Consider the following 16,941-nt stretch of genomic DNA (forward strand, 5'->3'; position numbering starts at 1 on the left):
CCGCGGGGCTGCGGGGCCGCGGCGCCCGGGCTCACCCCTGGGAGGTGTTCGCGGCCGCGTAGGCGGCGAGCGCCTCCTCGACGAAGGACTCCACCGCGGACTTGTCGACCCGCAGGCCGGCCAGCACCCCGGTGCCGTTCTCCAGCTCCAGCAGGGCGAGCAGCACGTGCTCGGTGCCCACGTAGTTGTGGCCGAGCTTGAGCGCCTCGCGGAAGGTCAGCTCCAGCGCCTTCTTGCCCTGCGCGTCGTACGGGATGAGGGCGGGCACCTCCCCGGCGGGCGCCGGGAGGGCGGCGGCGGCCGCCCCGCGGACGGCCTCCGGGGTGAGGCCCTGGGCGGCGAGCGCCTTCACGGCCAGGCCCTCGGGCTCGGCGAGCAGGCCGAGGACGAGGTGGTCGGGGCCGATCTCGGCGTTGCCGGCCGCCCGGGCCTCCTCCTGGGAGGCCATCACGACGTTGCGGGCCCGCGGGGTGAACCGGCTGAAGCCCTGGCTCGGGTCGAGGTCGTTGGGGGTGGCCGGGTCCCTGGGGACGAACCGCTTCTGGGCGGCCTGCTTGCTGACGCCCATGCTGCGGCCGATGTCGGTCCAGGAGGCGCCGGAGCGCCGGGCCTGGTCGACGAAGTGGCCGATCAGGTGGTCCGCCAGCTCGCCGAGGTGGTCGGCGGCGATGACGGCGTCGGAGAGCTGGTCGAGCGCATCGGGGTGGACCTTCTTGATCGCGTCGATCAGGTCGTCGAGGCGCAGCGGAGTGGTCTTGGGAACGCTGGGATTCTCCATGCGTCAACCGTAGGTTGTCGACGGGGGATCGTCAACCATCGGTTGACGATTGCCTCCCGGGTCTCCCTGGCTTCCCGGCGCGGTGGGGCCGTGGGGGCCGTGGTGCCGCCGGGGTCGCGCCGGCTCAGCCGAGCAGGCGGGCCCGGACGGCGGCCAGGTCGGCCGGGTCCGCACCGGCCGCCAGCAGGCGCCCGGCCGGCTCGAAGCCGTCCAGCGCGTCGTGCAGGGCGGCCTCGGCGGTCGTCCCGGCCGCGGCGAGCGCGGCGTCGATCCGGGCGTACTGGTCGGGCAGGCCCAGCATGCCGTACAGCGGACGGACGTTGGGGGCGCTCAGCAGGTAGTCGGTGACGATCTCGGCGGGCTCGACGCCGGCCAGGGCGAGCAGCAGCAGGGCGGCCAGTCCGGTCCGGTCGCGGCCGGCGCCGCAGTGCACCACCACGCCGCCGCCGCGGGCCCGGGCGACCGCGGCGACCAGGGCGCGGGCGGCGTGCGGGCAGTGGTCGAGGTAGGGGCGCAGGGTCAGCGGAGTGCCGTCGAGGTGGCCGTACCGCTGCCACCAGGCGTCGCCGGCCAGTGCGTCCAGCGGGACGCGGACCAGGTCGACGCCCTCGGGCAGCGGCAGCAGCGGTTTGTACTCCTCGGGATTTCGCAGGTCGACGACGGTGCGTATGCCGTGGTCGAGCAGGGTGTCCCAGCCCTCGGCGGTCAGCCGGTCGAGGTTGTCGGCGCGTACGACGGCCCGGTGGGCGGTGCGGCGTCCGGTCGTGGTGCGCAGCCCGCCGAGGTCGCGGACGTTGAGGCAGCCGTCCCAGACCAGGGTGCGGTCGGCGGTGGTGGTGGTGACGGCGGCGGTCGGCGCGTGCGTCGGGCCCATGGAGTCCCCCGGGATCTCGCGAGGAGGTCCCGTTACCCCCTCGTTATCAAGGACTCCCGGTCGCCCCGGATGGTTCCGGGGCGGGCCCCGGCCGGGCCCGGTGCGGGACGGCTCAGCGAGGGAAGACCCAGAGCCCGCGCCCGAGCGTGTCCAGGCAGCGGACGGTGGTGAAGCGCTCGTCCCCGGCCGAGAGGAAGCCGTCCGCGACGCCCGCCAGGACGTCCCGGGCCGCGGCGTCGCCCCGCCGCCAGGCGCCGGAGAGCACCAGCGCCCCGTCGACCAGCTCGGCCCGCTGGATGCGGGCGACCGAGGTGGTGAGCAGGGCGGCGTTGACCTCCTCCAGGTCGGCGGGGGAGAGGTAGGTCTCGTCGCCGCTGCGGTCCTGCCGGATGCGGCGCCGCAGCTCGGGCAGCCCGTAGTGGCGGACCGCGGCGAGCGAGTCCTGCACCGCGACCTGCCAGCGCGGCCCCGGCATCACCTCCCACCAGAGGTCCTCGCCGACCGGCAGCAGTTCGCCGATCCGGGCCCGCCAGGCCTCCATGCCGTGCACGGTGCGAGGGTCGGGCCGCAGGCCGGGCCGGCCGGCCGCGGTCCAGTCCGACCGGCGGACCAGGCTGAGGTCGAAGGTGTAGCGGACCCGGTCGGCGGCCGGGAGCTCGACCACGCCGAGCAGGGCCCAGTGGGTGGCGTCGGGGAGGCTGAAGGAGCGGCGCCACCCGGTGAAGCCCAGGGCGCGCAGGCCCGGTGCGAGGTGGTCGCGCAGCGTCTCCGCGTGGAGCGCGCGGGCGGTGGTCATGGCGGTCTTCCCTGGTCGGTCCCCCCTTCGGGGGTGCGGCGGAGGTGCGGGGGCGCGGACGAACGGTCGCGCGCGGCGGGGCCGAGCGGTGCCGGTTCGCCCACGTACCACCGTGCCTCCGGGGCGCCCGCCGGGGCCGCGGGCGAACGGCAGTCACCGACGGGACCTTGGCCCCGGCCGGCCTGGGCCTTCGTCCCGGCGTCCGGGCGGTCCCGGTGCGCCGCGCGAATGGCGCATGATGTGGCGGGTGCAGAATGCAGAGCGCCCGGACCCGGGCACCGAGAGCGTTGTCGGCAGGGCAGCGCCGATACCCGCGACCGGACCCCCGCCCGAAGCGGCACCGAACCCGCCGACCGGAGCCGCGGCGGACCCGCCGACCGGGGCCGCGTCGGACCTCACGGCCGCCGTCCGGGCCGCGCAGGACGGCGACGAGGCGGCCTTCCGGGTGCTGTTCCGGACCGTCCAGCCGGGCCTGCTGCGCTACCTGCGGGTGCTCGTCGCCGGGCAGCCGGAGAGCACCCAGGACGCCGAGGACATCGCCTCCGAGGCCTGGCTGCAGATCGCCCGCGACCTGCACACCTTCACCGGCGACGGCGACGCCTTCCGCGGCTGGGCCGCCACCGTCGCCCGCCACCGGGCCCTGGACCACCTGCGGGCCCGCCGCCGCCGGCCGGTGGCCGACCTGCCCTTCGAGTACCTGGTCGAACTGGCCGGCCGGGACGACACCGCCGGCTCCGCCCTCTCCGCCGTCGGCACCTCGGACGCCCTGGCGCTGATCTCCCGGCTGCCGCGCGACCAGGCGGAGGCGGTCCTGCTGCGGGTGGTGCTGGAACTCGACGCCGAGACCGCCGCCCGGGTGCTCGGCAAGCGCTCCGGAGCCGTGCGGATGGCCGCGCACCGCGGCCTGCGCGGACTGGCCAAGCTGCTGGAGCGCACCGGCCCGGCCGGGATCCCCGCCCAGGCGGGCCGCGGGACCGGTCGGGAATCCGGACGGACCGGGACGAAGCGGGGCGCCCGGAAATTCGCCGAAGAAATTCCTCCGCAGGGTGTGACAGAACGCCGGGCCGCGACGCTGAAGGACATGAGATGAGCACCAACCGATCCCGTCGGATCGACCGAGACACGGCCGAGCACCTGCTCGGCGGTGCCGTGGTCGGTACGCCGGCCGGTCCGGACGCCCACCTCGCCGCGGACGCCCGCCCCTCCGGTGGAGCCGACGGCAGCGCGCACGAGGGCCTGGCCCGAGTGCTCGCCGCCGCCTCGGCCCCGGCCGCCGAGGACGAGCTGACCGGTGAGGAGGCGGCCGTGGCCGCGTTCCGGGCGGCCCGTCTCGCCCCCGCACCACTCACGACCGCACCCGTCCGGAGACGATCGATGGCGACCGCCGTGCTGACCAGGGCCTCGACGGCCCTGAGCGCCAAGGCCGCTGCCGCCGTGCTCACGGCCACCGCCCTCGGCGGTGTCGCCGTCGCGGCCGGCACCGGCAACCTGCCGACGGCGCTCGGCGGCGGCTCCGACGAGCCGCGCCGGTCGGCCGTCCCCGGTGCGGTCGACGAATCCTCCGCCGACCGGGGCACCACCGGTGCCGCGACCGGGGGAAGGCGGCCGACCGGCGGCACGTCCCCGGCGGCGCCGGGCTTCGGACCGTCCACCGAGGCCCCGGCGAGCGGCGGGCCGGACACCGGCAGCGCCACGGCGGTGCCGGGCCGGTCGGCCGATCCGGCGCTGACCACGCTCTGCCGGGCCTTCGCCGACCGCACGGCCCGCGGCGAGCACCCGCCCAAGCCGGCCGGCGAACCGCAGTACGGACCGCTGGTCGATGCGGCGGGCGGTCCGGAGCGGGTCGAGGCCTACTGCGGAGCGGTGCTCGGGCGCGCGAGCGACGACAACCGCCCGGGCACCGCCCCGCAACCGAGCAGCTCCGACAAGCAGGGCCGGCCCGACGGCAAGCCGACGGACGGGAAGCCGGCCGACCGGAAGCCGACGGACCCCAAGCCCGGCGACACGGACCGGCCGGACCCCACCGCCGGCACCGGCGGCCGGGCGACGGCGGGCGGCGAACCGGCCGCCACCGGTCCGCCGGACCCCCGGCCGAAGGCCGACAAGTCCCCCGGGGTGAAACCCGCCGAGGACGGCCGAAGCCCGGACCCGTCACCCCAGAGGTGACCCCAGGACTCCGGACGGACGGCGGGCGAATCCCCCCGGGCCCGTCGTCCGTCCGGACTGCACCACCTGCACTGCACAGCACCACCCACCCGACTCCGGGTGGCCGGTCGGCTCCCCCGTGCCCGCCGCCCACCCGGCCCCGGCCCCGGCCGGACCGGCACCAGGCGCACCCCGGACGCGCCGCCGGCCCGGCCGGGACCGGACCCAGCCGGTCCGCCCGACCCTCACCCGGGCGGACCGGTCCGCACCACCCGACTGGACCGACCGTGACCGTGAGCGCGAGCCACCACGAGCCGGCGGCCGGGGATCCGCTGCCCGGTTCCCCGTCCGCCACCCCTGCCTGGCCGGGCCCCGATGCGGCTGCGACGCACCTCGCAGCCGGCTTCGCGGGCCCGGCCGGGGCACCCCCGGCTCCCGCCGGCGAAGGCGGCCGGTACTTCCCCGACCCGTACGGGATCGGCCCCCACGAGCCCGACCCGTACGCGCCCGACCCGTACGGGGCCGAGGCGTACCAGGTCCGCCCGTACGCGGCGGGCCCGTACCCGGCGGACGCCCACGGGTACGAGCACGGCTCCGGGCACGCGTACGGGTACCCGCCGGACGGCGGCGGCGCGACCGCCGTGCTCCCGGTGCAGTTCGACGGCCCGGACGCCGTCGGGCCCGACGCCCCCGCTCCCGGGGCCGGCGCGGCGGTCGCCGCCGCGCCGGTGTTCGTCGACTCCTCCGGCCGCCGACTGCGCCGGGTGCGCCGGATCGGCCTGCTGGTCGCCGTGCCCGCCGTCGGCTACCTCGGCCTGCTGGCCAGTACGGTGCTCGGCGGACCCACGGTGAGCGCGCCCTTCCTGCCGCTGCCGCCCGCCCCCAGCGCCCCGGCACCCGCGCCGGCCGACCCGCAGCCGGCCATCACCGGTACGCCCGGTCCCGACAGCGTCCAGCCGGAGCCCTCCGCCCCGGGCACCGCCCCGCGGACCACCGCCCGGCCGACCGGGGGTGCGCCCTCCCCGGCCGGCCGGCCGGCCGAACCGACCGCGCAGCCTTCCGCCACTCCCGGTGGCAACGGGAACGGCAACGGCAACGGGACCGCCGCTCCGGGCCACGGCCGACCCACCGACGCCCCTGGCAACTCCGGCAACAAGCCGACCAAGCCGGCCCAGAACCCCTGACCTCCGGGCCCCGCCGGACCCCACCGCCCGCCAGACCCGCCGACCCCGAGGCCCATCCCGTGAGCGCATCCCGACGCCGTCGTGCCCCGGCACGCCCCGCCCGCATCCGGTCGGCACCCCGCAACGACCGCCGGGGCCGGCGCGGAGTGGTCCGGCAGCGTCCGGTCCGCGCCTCCCACTGGGCGGTGTTCACCGCACTGCTGCTGGCCCTCGCCGCCGCGCTGCTGATCCAGGGCTACACCCAGCACCTGTACGACCACCGTCCCGACGCCACCGCCGCGGCGGCCCCGGCCGGCACCGTCCCCGCCGAGGTCACCGGCGGCGGGCCGGTGATCGACGCCTCCGGCCCCCAGCCCCGGACGGCCGGGCCCGCACCCGGCACCGTCGCGCTGACCTTCGACGACGGCCCCGACCCGCGCTGGACCGCCGAGATCCTCGACACCCTGCGCCGCAACCAGGTCCGGGCCACCTTCTTCGTGGTCGGCACCGAGGTCGCGGCCCACCCCGAACTGGTCCGGCGCATCGTCGACGAGGGCCACCAGCTCGGGGTCCACACCTTCACCCACGCCGACCTCGGCCGCCTCCCCGAGTGGCGGCGCTCGCTCGAACTGCGCGAGAGCCAGCTCGCCCTGGCCGGGGCGGCCGGCGTGACCAGCTCGCTGCTGCGCCCGCCCTACTCCTCCACCGCCGACGCCCTGGACGATCCCGGCTGGGCGGCCGTCCGGCAGGCCGGCCGGGAGGGCTACCTGACCGTCCTCACCACCCGGGACAGTGAGGACTGGCGCCGCCCCGGGGTGGACGGGATCGTCGAGGCCGCCACGGCCGGGTCCGGCACCGAGGGCCGGATCGTGCTCCTGCACGACGCCGGCGGCAACCGCTGGCAGACCGTCGCCGCGCTCGACCGGCTGCTGCCCGAGCTGAAGGCCCGCGGCTACCGGTTCACCACCGTCAGCGAGTCGGTGGGCCTGCCCGACCCGGTCCGCCCGGCCTCCGCCGCCGAACACTGGCAGGGCCTGGCGATGATCCAGGTGCTCCGGGCCGGCGACCGGACCCTCACGGTGCTCGGCTGGCTGCTCTGGGGCGCCGGTGCGATCGCCGTGCTGCGCGCGGTCACCGTGCTGGTCGCCGCCCGGCGGCACAAGCGGCTGCGCCGGCGCGGCTGGGGCCCGCCGGTCACCGAGCCGGTGAGCGTGATCGTCCCCGCGTACAACGAGTCCGCCGGCATCGAGGCGGCCGTGCGCTCGCTGCTCGCCTCCGACCATCCCGTGGAGGTCGTCGTGGTGGACGACGGCTCCACCGACGGCACCGCCGACCTGGTGGAGGGGCTGAACCTCCCGTACGTCCGGGTGATCCGGCAGCAGAACGCGGGCAAGCCCGCCGCGCTGAACACGGGTATCGCCGCCGCCCGCGCCGAACTGCTGGTGATGGTCGACGGCGACACCGTCTTCGAGCCCGACGCCGTCCGGATGCTGGTGCAGCCCTTCGCCGACCCGGACGTCGGCGCCGTCTCCGGCAACGCCAAGGTCGCCAACCGGGGCGGACTGCTCGGCCGCTGGCAGCACATCGAGTACGTGGTCGGCTTCAACCTCGACCGCCGCCTCTTCGACCTCGCGGAGTGCATGCCCACCGTGCCCGGCGCGGTCGGCGCCTTCCGGCGCTCGGCCGTCCTCGCCGTCGGCGGGGTCGGCGACGAGACGCTCGCCGAGGACACCGACCTCACCATGGCCCTGTGCCGGGACGGCTGGCGGGTCGTGTACGAGGAGAAGGCCCGCGCGTGGACCGAGGCCCCCGCCTCGCTCTCCGCGCTCTGGCGGCAGCGCTACCGCTGGTGCTACGGCACCCTCCAGGCGATGTGGAAGCACCGCGCGGCGCTCCGCCAGCGCGGCCGGGCCGGCAAGCTGGGCCGCCGCGGCCTCGGCTACCTGCTGATGTTCCAGGTGCTGCTGCCGCTGCTCGCGCCGGTCGTCGACGTCTTCGCGCTGTACGGCCTGGTCTTCCTCGACCCGCTCCGGATCGTCGGCCTCTGGTTCGCGTTCCTGCTGGTCCAGCTGGGGATGGCGGTCTATGCCTTCCGGCTGGACCGCGAGCGGCTCGGGCCGCTCTGGTCGCTGCCCCTGCAGCAGTTCGTCCACCGCCAGCTGATGTACCTGGTGGTCGTCCAGTCGGTCTTCACCGCGGTGGCCGGCTCCCGGCTGCGCTGGCAGCGGATGCAGCGGTACGGCTCGCTGAAGGTGCCGGCGGACGGCGGGGCCGGTTTGCCGGGGGCGGCGCCGGACCTGCGGGTCACCGGCGGCGGCTATCGTGCACAGGTGCACGAGGCGGCCGGAGCCCCGGACGCCGCACGGGAGGGGAGCGGTTCGAGGTGAACGGACGCGCGCTGAACGGGCGCTACGAGCTCGTCGAGATACTCGGCGTCGGCGGGATGGCGACCGTCTGGCGCGCCGTGGACCACGTGCTCGGCCGGCAGGTGGCCGTCAAGGTCCTCAACGGCGGCCTCGCCGACGATCCGCGCTTCGCCGACCGCTTCTCCCGCGAGGCCCAGCACGCCGCGATGCTGGTGCACCCGCGGATCGTCATGGTCTTCGACTCGGGCGTCGACCAGGGCTCCCCGTACATCGTGATGGAGCTGGTCCAGGGCCAGTCGCTGGCGGCCCTGCTGGCGCGGCAGGGCGCACTGCCCGTCGAACGGGCGGTCGGCATCGCGGCGGCGGTCTGCGAGGGCCTGGAGGTCGCCCACAGCGCCGGCCTGGTGCACCGGGACGTCAAGCCCGGCAACATCATGATCACCAACGACGGCGGGGTGAAGGTCGTCGACTTCGGCATCGCCCGGGCCGGCTCGTCCGCCAACCTCACCCAGACCGCCATGGTGGTCGGCACCGCCGCCTACATCTCGCCGGAGCAGGCCACCGCGGCGCCCCTGGACGCCCGCACCGACCTCTACTCGGTCGGCTGCGTGCTGTACGAGATGCTCACCGGCGACCAGCCGTTCGTCGCCGAGACGCCCGTCGCCATCGCCTTCAAGCACGTCAGCGAGCACCCGGTGCCGCCGTCCGTCCGCCGCCCGGGGCTGCCCGCCGCAGTCGACTCCGCGGTGCTGCGCCTGCTGGCCAAGGACCCGGCCCACCGCCCGCCGTCCGCCGCCCACGCGCAGGCCGAGCTGCTGGCCGCCGTCCCCGCCGCGGTCGCCCCCGACCGCACCGGCGAACTGCTGGCCGCCGCCGGCGCGCCCACCCAGGCGCTGCCGCCGGTATTCGTGGAACCGCAGCGGACCAGCCTCCTGCCGCCGCTGCCCGCCGCCCGGCCCACCGAACCGCTGGGCGAACCGGTCCGGGAGAGCCGCCGCAAGCCGCTGCTGATCGGCGCGCTCGGCCTGGCCGGGGTGGCCGGGGCCGCCGTCCTCGCGCTCACCGCCTTCGACGGGCCGACCGGGCCCGCGGCCCAGCCCCGGGCCGCCTCGACGGCCGGCTCCGCGGCCCCGCCCTCGCCGTCCGCCGCGGCGACCGCCCCGACGCCGACCGCGTCCGCCACCCCCGGCGCGACCGCCACCTCGGCCCGCCCGCTGACCCCGGCCGCCGCCATCGCCGCCTTCCGCCAGACCGTGTCGCAGACCCGGCCGAGCCGCGACCACGAGCGCCACGCCGAGGTCGTCCGGATGCTCGGCGAGGCCGTCGACCGCCTTGAGGACGACCAGCCCGAGGCCGCCGAACGCGAACTGAAGAACGCCCAGCGGGCCGTCAAGGACCTCGGCCGCAAGCACGCCATCGACAGCCAGACCGCCCAGGCCTGGCAGTCCAAGCTCTCCTCCCTGATCAACTCCGTGGAGAAGTCCACCGACCGCGACTGACCGACTTCAGGGTCCGGCGCCGGGGTCCGGACCGCGGTCGCGGTCGCGGCCAGCGCGGCCCGGGCCGGCCTGGCGGTGCAGCCGGGACTCCAGCCCGCTGCGGACCTGGCCGCTGAGGGTCCCGGCCGCCGCGGCGAGGAAGACGAAGTTGTAGACCACCTGAAGCACCACCACCAGACGGGCCGACTGCGAGGCCGCGGTGATGTCGCCGTAGCCGATGGTCGACATGGTGACGACGGTGAAGTAGAGCGCGTCCAGCCGGGTCTCCAGCCCGTCGAAGTCGCCGGGGTGGCCGGCCAGCACGTAGTACGAGGTGGCGAAGAGCACCAGCGAGAGGCAGATCAGCAGGGCCAGCCAGATCCCCGGGTGGCGGCCGGCGCCCATCAGGACGTCGCGGATCCGCATCAGCAGCAGCAGGGTCAGCAGGGCGATCGCGATGCCGAAGGCGATCCAGCTGAACACCGGCCGGTGGTCGCCGAACCAGCGCAGCGGGACGGTGAAGTAGCCGACCATCAGCAGCCCGAACACCCCGACGAACTGACCCCAGACCCGGAGGTCGGGGGCATCGCGGGGCGGCGGCGGGGGGTGGTCCACGTCCACCCGTCCAGCCTCCGCCGCCGGGGCGGCGGTCCGCGCGGCGGAGGGGGCCGTCCGGAGGAGCGGCCCGCGCTGCCGGGCCACCGCGTTCCTGTCCGTTCGGACTACCGGACTACCGAACTACCGAACCACCGAGCTACCGGCCGCGGGCCGCGAACGCCCGGGCGGAGGCGTTCTCCAGGGCGGCCCGTCGCAGCGCGGCCAGCAGGGCCTCGCCGAGTACGGTGCCCAGCACCACGCCCTCGACCCGGCTGTCGCTCTCGGCGCGCGCGGCGACCGCGGCGACCTCGGAGCCCGCCATCCCCTCGGTGGCCTCCGCGTAGGTGTCGGCGAGCGCGAGCAGGTCCTCCTGGCCGAGGGTGCGGTAGGTCAGGACGACCTGGGCGAGGGCGTCGCGGGTGAGGCTCTCCGGTTCGACCTGCCAACCGCGCCGGTCGATCAGCCGGTCGGCGTACGCGCGGGCGTCCTGCCAGTCGGCGGACTCCCGGTCGGTGGTGACGGTGGGGGTGACGGCCTCGTGCGCGATGCCGAGCAGCTTGTGCGGGTGCAGGCCGGGTTCGTCGATGGAGGTCAGCACGTCGCGGACGGCGGCGATGGAGAGCTTGCCGACGTCGACCATGGCGCGGACCAGGTTGAGGCGGCGCACGTGCGCCTCGCCGTACTGGGCCTGGTTGGGGCTGGTGAGCTCGCCGGCCGGGAGCAGGCCCTCGCGCAGGTAGTACTTGATGGTCGGGACGGGGACGCCGGTTCGGGTGCTCAGCTCTCCGATGCGCATGGCGGCGGGTTCCTCCAGATCCTCCTCCGGACACTATGGATAGCTTACCTGTCCACTTTGCGTCCCCGTCCCGGGCGGCCGGAGGAGCGCGGCGTCAGCCCGGTGCCGGACCGGGCCCCGGCTCGTCCAGGAACTCCAGCACCGCCAGCACCGCCATCAGCACCAGCGCCATGCACAGCGTCACCAGTGCCGTCGGGTAGCTCCACAGCAGGAACGCCAGTACCGCGCCGCCGACCGCCACCCAGCCGAGCCAGGCGTGCCAGCGGTGCACGAAGCGGCCGACCGGCCCGAGCCGCAGCCCGGCGCGTTCGGCGGTCTCCCGGACGGCCCCCAGGCCCGCGTGCCAGAGACTGCGGATGCCCCTGGCCCGGCGTCCGGACCCGCTGATCCAGGCACCGAGCGCGACCAGCAGGCCGAGCGCGATCACCACCCGGACGGCCGAGCGCAGGTACCGGATCAGCGTGTCGTACACCGCCTGGGCCGCCGCCTGGTTCACCCCGGACGGGAGCTTGTCCAGGTAGACGGCGCGGAAGACGGTGAGCCCGATGCCGACCAGCAGCGCCCCGCCGGCCATGCCCAGTGCGACCGTGACGGCGGCCCGCCGTCGCCGCCCGGCGAGCAGCACGCCGGCCACCGCGCAGGCCACCGTCAGCACGGGCAGCCAGAATCCGGCCAGGTCCAGCAGCCGGAACGCGGTCTGCACCTTGGGGATCGCGTCGGACTGCACCAGGGTGAAGGAGGTGTGCACCTCGGGGATCTTCGAGGCGATCGAGAGGCCGTTGTCGACCAGCTCGGTCTTGACCCGGGCGATCACCGGGGCGAGGTCCAGCAGCACCGTGTTGCCCTGGACCTCCACGGCGCCCCCGCCCTCGCCGGTCAGCATCCGGACCAGGGCGGCGTGCGCGGAGCGGTTGACGTCGGTCCAGACCGTGGCGAACCCCTCGCTCGCCACCACCCGGGCGACCTGGCCGTGGACGAAGCCGCTGAGCCCGTCGCCGAGCGCCTGGCTGATGGAGCCCAGCAGGGCGTCCAGGCGGGGGCGGTCCTCGGGGGCGATGTCGTCGAGCAGCGAGCCGACCGGGATGTACTTCATCACCTCGTCGGTCACCCGGTCGGTGATGGCGGCCTGGATCGCCGGGTCCCGGGCGAGCGGCGCCATCGTGGCCACGTAGCGGTCGGTGTCGGTGATCTCCGACTTCGTCCAGACCGTCAGCAGGCTGACCGGGGTCATCACGCAGGCCAGCACGACCAGCAGGACGGCGAACAGCGAGCGGATCCGGTGCTTCCTCGGGCGTTCGGCGAGCCGGTGGGCGAGTTCGGCCTCGTGCGCCTCGACCTTGCTGAGCCGGGCGCGCAGTTCGGCGAGCTCGTCGCCGGGACCCGCGCCGGAGCGGGCGCCCCCCTGCGGTCCGTCGGCCGGGGTGCCGCCGACCGGGGTGCTGGCGGCCGAGGTTCCGCCGGCCGGGGGTCCGCCGGCCGGCGGTTCGTCCCCGGGCGGACCGTCGGCCGGGGGGCTGCCGGGGGGTGGGCCGCTGCTCGACATCCGGTGCTCCGTTCCAGTACGCGGTCAGGTGCGGTGCATACCAGGAGATACCGGATGGAGTCGGACGGCCAGTCGGGAACGCGGAAGCCCCCGGCCCGTCAGCTGACGGACCGGGGGCTCCGGCGGGACCGACGGCCTCGGGGAGGCCGGGGCGCGGGACTCAGGCGGTCGTGGTGGACCGGGTCTCGGTGCCCTTGGTGACGTTGGTCGGGGTGACGGCCGGACGGGGCTGCTCGGCGGCCGGCTGCTGCGCGGCGGGCGCGGCGGCGGCCGGGGCCGGCTCGGCGACACTCTGCGCGGTGCCCTCGGCGGGCTTGTCCTCGTCGCGCATGGCCTTGGTCTCGGCCTTCAGGATGCGCATCGACTTGCCGAGGCCGCGCGCCATCTCCGGGAGCTTCTTCGAACCGAACAGCAGGACAACGACCGCCAGCACCACGACGATGTGCCAGGGCTCAAGACCGTTACGCAGCATCCCTGGCCACCGGTCCCTTCTCATCTAGAGTCACAGGCGGGCAAAGCGCCCGACCCGGCCAGTATGCCTGCCCGCGGCGGCGAACGTATACACCGGTCGGGAAACGCTGGTCAAAGACCAGGTGTTGTCAAGGCGGCCGGTGATCAGCCCGAATAGCCGACCATCAGCCCGGAGAACAGCAGGGCCACCAGCACCACCCCGAACGTCATCCACAGCAGCACCCGGCTGCGCGGCAGCGGTTCGCCCCGCCGCATCGCCTCCTCGACGCGCAGCCAGCGCCGGTACGCCACCGCCCCGAGGGCGGCCCCGCCCAGCGCGCAGAGCACGGCCAAGCCGATCCGCAGCGGGGCCGGGGCGACCCCGGGCGTCAGCTGGTCGACGGCGATGCCGCCGGCGAGCAGGCCGAGCGAGGTGCGGATCCAGGCCAGGAAGGTGCGCTCGTTGGCGAGCGAGAAGCGGTAGTCGGGTTCCTCACCGGACCTCCCGTCCACCCGGCCCGGGGCACCCTCGTCCCCGTCGTCCCCGTCTTCCCCGTCGGCACTGCCGCCACCGCCCGTGCGCGGCTCCGGTCCCGCCATCCCGCCGCCCTCCGCGGATCGATTCCGGCCCTCCGGCCGACCCGGCTCTCCGGTCGACCCGGCCCGTGGCCGTCGCACCGGGGCCGACCCGGTCCTGCGACCGATTCTGGGGTCCGGTCGACGGGCCCGCAGCACGGGCGCCCGGCACCGGTACGGACGGGGAGCCGAACGCACCCGGGCCCCCCCGCGGGGGGTGCCCGGGCCCGGGTGCGACGCGCAGGTCCTCCGGCCGGCCGGGTCAGACCGCGACCACCGTGCCGGTCCGGCCGTCCCGGGGCTGCTCGCCGTCGTCCGGCCCGGCGTCGGGGCCGGCCTCGGCCGGGGTGTGCGGCGGAAGGTGGCGCATCAGCCCGTACGCCAGGGCCGCGGCCGCCACCGTGAAGACCAGTCCGACCAGGGCGGCCATGTGCAGGCCCTCGGTGAAGGCGGTGCGGGCGGCCTCCAGCAGCTCGGGGCCGAGGCCGTCCGGCAGGTGGCCGGCGACGGTGACCGCGCCGCCCAGGGTGTCCTGGGCCACGGCCGCGCCGTCGCCGTCCAGGCCGGCCGGCAGGGTGCTGCCGAGCCGGTCGCGGTAGACGGCGGCGCCGGCGGCGCCGAGCAGGGCGATGCCGAGGGAGGCGCCGAGTTCGACGGCGGTCTCGGAGGTCGCGGAGGCGACTCCGGCCCGCTCGGCGGGGGCGGCGGAGACGACCATCTCGGCGGTGAGGGTCATGGTGCCGACGGTCCCGGCGGCGAGCACCCCGGCGGCGGTGAGGATCAGGGCGAGCGGGGAGTGCGCGCCGACCCGGGTCATCATCGCGAAGCCGGCCGCCCCGACCAGGAAGCCGCCCGCCATCAGCACACCGGGGCGGACCTTCGAGGCCAGCGCGCCGCTGATGCCGACCGCGGCGCCCACGCCGACGCTGGGCACCAGCGACCAGAGCGAGGCGGTCAGCGGGCTCATCCCCTTGACCAGCTGCAGGTACTGCGAGGTGAAGAGGGCGAAGCCCATCATCGCGAACATCGCCAGGCTGTTGACGCCGATCGCCCCGCTGAAGGTGCGGATCCGGAACAGGCCGAGGTCGAGCAGCGGGTGCGCGGCGGACCGCTGGCGCAGGACGAAGGCGCCGGCGAACAGCAGGCCGACCGGGATCGCCAGGGCGGCCGAGAGGTGCCAGCCCTCCACCGACAGGGTCTTGATGCCGTAGACGAGGGGCAGCACGGCGGCCAGCGACAGGACGGCGCCCGGCAGGTCGAAGCTGCCGCGCCGCTCGGCGCGGTACTCGGGGAGCACGGCGGGGGCGGCGACCAGCACCAGCAGCATCACCGGGACGGCGACCAGGAAGGCCGAGCCCCACCAGAACCAGTGCAGCAGGAGTCCGCCGGCGACCGGGCCGAGGGTGGCGCCGGCGGTGAGGATGCCGCCCCAGGCGCCGAGGGCGATCCGGCGCTGCGCGGGGTCGTGGAACATGGTGCGGATCAGCGCGAGGGTCGACGGCATCACGGTCGCGCCGGCGACGCCGAGCAGGGCGCGGGCGGCGATCAGCTGGGCCGCGCTGTCCGCGTAGGCGGCGAGCACCGAGGCTCCGAGGAAGCCGGCCGCGCCGAACAGCAGCATCCGGCGGCGGCCGATCCGGTCGCCCAGCGAGCCCATCGCGATCAGCAGGCCGGCCAGCAGGAACGAGTACATGTCCATGATCCACAGCTGCTCGGTGCCGCTCGGCGCCAGCGTGGTGGAGATGTACGGGACGGCGAAGAAGAGGACGCCCATGTCCATGGCCAGGACGAGGGTCGGGAGCAGGAGGACGGCCAGGCCGATCCATTCGCGGCGGCCTGCGCGGCCGGTGGTTGCGGTCATGGGGAAGACCGTACGCACGTGTCAGACGCTTGTCTAGTACGGGCGTCTAAATCCTGTGTCCAAGACGTACGTGCAAGACATTCGTGCAGATCTTCCGTACCATCGGGACCATGGGAAATCGCGAAGACCTGATGGCCGGCGCCAAGCGCTGCCTGACCGAGAAGGGCTACGGCCGCACCACCGCCCGGGACATCGCCACCGCCTCCGGCGTCAGCCTGGCCGCGATCGGCTACCACTTCGGGTCCAAGGAGTCGCTGCTCAACGCGGCCCTGATCGAGGCGATCGGGGAGTGGGGCGAGCGGCTGACCGCCGTCGTCCGCTCGGCGAGCGCCGTCTCGGACGACCCGGAGGAGCGCTTCGCGGCGGTCTGGGACGGCGTGCTGGCCACCTTCGCCGAGCACCGGGGCCTCTGGTCGGCGCAGTTCGAAGCGGTGGCGCAGGCCGAGCACGCGCCGGAGCTCAAGGAACTCCTCACCGGCGCCCAGCGGGAGGCCCGGCTCGGGCTGGCGGCCCACTTCCAGGGCCTCGACGAGGTGCCCGACACCGAGGACGAGGTGGCCCGCGGCACCTTCTACCAGACGCTGCTGGCCGGGCTGGCCGCGCTCTGGGTCTCCGCACCGGAGCAGGCGCCGACCGGGCGGGAGCTGCTGCGCGGGCTGCGGCTGGTGGGGGAGGGCGTACTGGGGACGGCTGCCGTCAGACCGTGACGGCGGTCAGCAGCACGACCGCGTCGGTGTGGGCCAGCAGCCCGTGGCGCTCCTGGGGCAGCGCGTGGAGCCGGCCCGCGCCCAGCTCCTCCAGGCGGCCGGCGATGGTGACGGAGACCCGGCCGCGCAGGACCAGCAGGCTGGCGGCGCTGGGCGCGTTGTGCTCGTCCAGCGAGGTGCCCGCGGTCAGCGCGATCAGGGTCTGGCGCAGCACTCCGTCGTGGACGACCAGCTGGGCGCTGCGGCCGTGCGGACCGGCGGCGGCCAGGGCGAGGTGCTCGTCGGCGAGCTGTTCGAGATCGTCCATCGCGGGTCCTCCTGTGCGGGGCCGGAACGCGCTCCGGGCCCAGCGTCGCGGAGCGGCGGGCGTCGCGCACCTCGGGGCACTTCCCAGTGCCACGCTCGACGTGCGGAGCCCGGCGACTGCGCCCATGGTTGATGCATGGCGACCAACAACAGCTTCTTCACCGGATTCCACGTCAACCGTTCACTGCTGACCGGCGGAGCTGTGCTCACCGGTGTCGGCGCGGCCTTCGGCCTGGCCGGGGCGACCATGGTGTGTCTGGCGCTCGCCTCGGCAGGTCGGGGCTGGATGCAGCAGATGGAGACCCCGCCCGCCGAAATGGCCCACCGTGCGCTGCACGACGCCAAGGTGGCGTCGATGGCGGGCTGGGATGCCTGGCGGAGCGAGCACAACTCACCCAACTGACCCACCGAGCGCAGGAACGCGCGAGGGCGCTCACGCTGGCCGGGGCCGCAGCGGCCCTCGCGTACGTGGGCACCGTGGATCCGAACGAGCCCGGCCACTATC

At 75.7% G+C, this 16,941-nt stretch carries 17 protein-coding genes; 7 read left to right on the forward strand and 10 right to left on the reverse strand.

Annotated features, from left to right (window positions below):
* Positions 1-31 precede the first annotated feature (31 nt).
* From ACWGB8_RS33965 to ACWGB8_RS33975, 3 genes are all read right to left on the reverse strand, one after another.
* Positions 32-778, reverse strand: a complete 747-nt coding sequence (locus ACWGB8_RS33965) for a Clp protease N-terminal domain-containing protein (RefSeq protein ID WP_452217506.1) — start codon at positions 776-778, stop codon at positions 32-34.
* 124 nt (positions 779-902) lie between these two features.
* Complete coding sequence (locus tag ACWGB8_RS33970; protein WP_452217507.1) at positions 903-1,652, reverse strand: tyrosine-protein phosphatase; 750 nt, start codon at positions 1,650-1,652, stop codon at positions 903-905.
* 112 nt (positions 1,653-1,764) lie between these two features.
* Positions 1,765-2,448 carry a hypothetical protein gene (locus tag ACWGB8_RS33975; RefSeq protein WP_452217508.1) on the reverse strand — a complete coding sequence of 228 codons (684 nt, stop codon included), beginning with the start codon at positions 2,446-2,448 and terminating at the stop codon, positions 1,765-1,767.
* Between the two features lie 247 nt (positions 2,449-2,695).
* Here ACWGB8_RS33975 and ACWGB8_RS33980 point away from each other — a divergent pair, with 247 nt between their 5' ends.
* The 5 genes from ACWGB8_RS33980 to ACWGB8_RS34000 all read left to right on the forward strand — a co-directional run bounded on the left by ACWGB8_RS33980 (position 2,696) and on the right by ACWGB8_RS34000 (position 9,621).
* Positions 2,696-3,538 carry an RNA polymerase sigma factor gene (locus ACWGB8_RS33980; protein WP_452217509.1) on the forward strand — a complete coding sequence of 281 codons (843 nt, stop codon included), beginning with the start codon at positions 2,696-2,698 and terminating at the stop codon, positions 3,536-3,538.
* Positions 3,535-4,614, forward strand: coding sequence for a hypothetical protein (locus tag ACWGB8_RS33985; protein WP_452217510.1), 1,080 nt, complete (start codon positions 3,535-3,537; stop codon positions 4,612-4,614). Before ACWGB8_RS33980 ends, ACWGB8_RS33985 begins: the two co-directional genes overlap by 4 nt.
* Before the next feature lie 266 nt (positions 4,615-4,880).
* Complete coding sequence (locus ACWGB8_RS33990) at positions 4,881-5,777, forward strand: hypothetical protein (RefSeq protein ID WP_452217511.1); 897 nt, start codon at positions 4,881-4,883, stop codon at positions 5,775-5,777.
* 146 nt (positions 5,778-5,923) lie between these two features.
* Complete coding sequence (locus ACWGB8_RS33995; protein ID WP_452217512.1) at positions 5,924-8,143, forward strand: bifunctional polysaccharide deacetylase/glycosyltransferase family 2 protein; 2,220 nt, start codon at positions 5,924-5,926, stop codon at positions 8,141-8,143.
* Positions 8,140-9,621: a protein kinase domain-containing protein gene (locus ACWGB8_RS34000; RefSeq protein ID WP_452217513.1), complete on the forward strand. Its 1,482-nt coding sequence runs from the start codon at positions 8,140-8,142 to the stop codon at positions 9,619-9,621. Before ACWGB8_RS33995 ends, ACWGB8_RS34000 begins: the two co-directional genes overlap by 4 nt.
* A gap of 6 nt (positions 9,622-9,627) precedes the next feature.
* Here ACWGB8_RS34000 and ACWGB8_RS34005 read toward each other — a convergent pair whose 3' ends face one another.
* The 6 genes from ACWGB8_RS34005 to ACWGB8_RS34030 form a co-directional block, all read right to left on the reverse strand.
* A complete protein-coding gene (locus tag ACWGB8_RS34005) occupies positions 9,628-10,221 on the reverse strand; it encodes a potassium channel family protein (protein ID WP_452217514.1) in 594 nt (197 codons plus the stop codon).
* Between the two features lie 133 nt (positions 10,222-10,354).
* Positions 10,355-10,993, reverse strand: a complete 639-nt coding sequence (locus tag ACWGB8_RS34010) for a MerR family transcriptional regulator (protein WP_452217515.1) — start codon at positions 10,991-10,993, stop codon at positions 10,355-10,357.
* 94 nt (positions 10,994-11,087) lie between these two features.
* Positions 11,088-12,536: a hypothetical protein gene (locus ACWGB8_RS34015; protein WP_452217516.1), complete on the reverse strand. Its 1,449-nt coding sequence runs from the start codon at positions 12,534-12,536 to the stop codon at positions 11,088-11,090.
* 160 nt (positions 12,537-12,696) lie between these two features.
* A complete protein-coding gene (gene tatA / locus ACWGB8_RS34020) occupies positions 12,697-13,008 on the reverse strand; it encodes a Sec-independent protein translocase subunit TatA (RefSeq protein WP_452217517.1) in 312 nt (103 codons plus the stop codon).
* A gap of 143 nt (positions 13,009-13,151) precedes the next feature.
* Positions 13,152-13,499: a YidH family protein gene (locus ACWGB8_RS34025; RefSeq protein WP_452217518.1), complete on the reverse strand. Its 348-nt coding sequence runs from the start codon at positions 13,497-13,499 to the stop codon at positions 13,152-13,154.
* 325 nt (positions 13,500-13,824) lie between these two features.
* Positions 13,825-15,423, reverse strand: a complete 1,599-nt coding sequence (locus ACWGB8_RS34030) for an MFS transporter (RefSeq protein WP_452217519.1) — start codon at positions 15,421-15,423, stop codon at positions 13,825-13,827.
* Positions 15,424-15,533: 110 nt separating this feature from the next.
* On the opposite strand from ACWGB8_RS34030, the gene ACWGB8_RS34035 reads away from it, so the two are divergent.
* Positions 15,534-16,130 carry a TetR/AcrR family transcriptional regulator gene (locus tag ACWGB8_RS34035; protein ID WP_452217520.1) on the forward strand — a complete coding sequence of 199 codons (597 nt, stop codon included), beginning with the start codon at positions 15,534-15,536 and terminating at the stop codon, positions 16,128-16,130.
* Here ACWGB8_RS34035 and ACWGB8_RS34040 read toward each other — a convergent pair.
* A complete protein-coding gene (locus tag ACWGB8_RS34040; RefSeq protein ID WP_452217521.1) occupies positions 16,120-16,437 on the reverse strand; it encodes a cupin in 318 nt (105 codons plus the stop codon). The two genes, ACWGB8_RS34035 and ACWGB8_RS34040, sit on opposite strands and share 11 nt — an antisense overlap.
* Before the next feature lie 135 nt (positions 16,438-16,572).
* Between ACWGB8_RS34040 and ACWGB8_RS34045 the strand changes: the two genes are divergently transcribed.
* Positions 16,573-16,839, forward strand: coding sequence for a hypothetical protein (locus ACWGB8_RS34045; RefSeq protein ID WP_452217522.1), 267 nt, complete (start codon positions 16,573-16,575; stop codon positions 16,837-16,839).
* Positions 16,840-16,941: the final 102 nt, after the last annotated feature.

The sequence above is a fragment of the Kitasatospora sp. NPDC054939 genome, from assembly GCF_053610105.1.

What these genes read in the sequence shown, in the direction of transcription:
- ACWGB8_RS34045 (WP_452217522.1), top strand. Translation starts at nt 16,573, where the DNA reads ATGGCGACCAACAACAGCTTCTTCACCGGATTCCACGTCAACCGTTCA.
- ACWGB8_RS33975 (WP_452217508.1), bottom strand. Translation starts at nt 2,448, where the DNA reads ATGACCACCGCCCGCGCGCTCCACGCGGAGACGCTGCGCGACCACCTC.
- ACWGB8_RS34010 (WP_452217515.1), bottom strand. Translation starts at nt 10,993, where the DNA reads ATGCGCATCGGAGAGCTGAGCACCCGAACCGGCGTCCCCGTCCCGACC.
- ACWGB8_RS33965 (WP_452217506.1), bottom strand. Translation starts at nt 778, where the DNA reads ATGGAGAATCCCAGCGTTCCCAAGACCACTCCGCTGCGCCTCGACGAC.
- ACWGB8_RS33970 (WP_452217507.1), bottom strand. Translation starts at nt 1,652, where the DNA reads ATGGGCCCGACGCACGCGCCGACCGCCGCCGTCACCACCACCACCGCC.
- ACWGB8_RS34040 (WP_452217521.1), bottom strand. Translation starts at nt 16,437, where the DNA reads ATGGACGATCTCGAACAGCTCGCCGACGAGCACCTCGCCCTGGCCGCC.
- ACWGB8_RS33985 (WP_452217510.1), top strand. Translation starts at nt 3,535, where the DNA reads ATGAGCACCAACCGATCCCGTCGGATCGACCGAGACACGGCCGAGCAC.
- ACWGB8_RS34030 (WP_452217519.1), bottom strand. Translation starts at nt 15,423, where the DNA reads ATGACCGCAACCACCGGCCGCGCAGGCCGCCGCGAATGGATCGGCCTG.
- ACWGB8_RS34015 (WP_452217516.1), bottom strand. Translation starts at nt 12,536, where the DNA reads ATGTCGAGCAGCGGCCCACCCCCCGGCAGCCCCCCGGCCGACGGTCCG.
- tatA (WP_452217517.1), bottom strand. Translation starts at nt 13,008, where the DNA reads ATGCTGCGTAACGGTCTTGAGCCCTGGCACATCGTCGTGGTGCTGGCG.
- ACWGB8_RS34035 (WP_452217520.1), top strand. Translation starts at nt 15,534, where the DNA reads ATGGGAAATCGCGAAGACCTGATGGCCGGCGCCAAGCGCTGCCTGACC.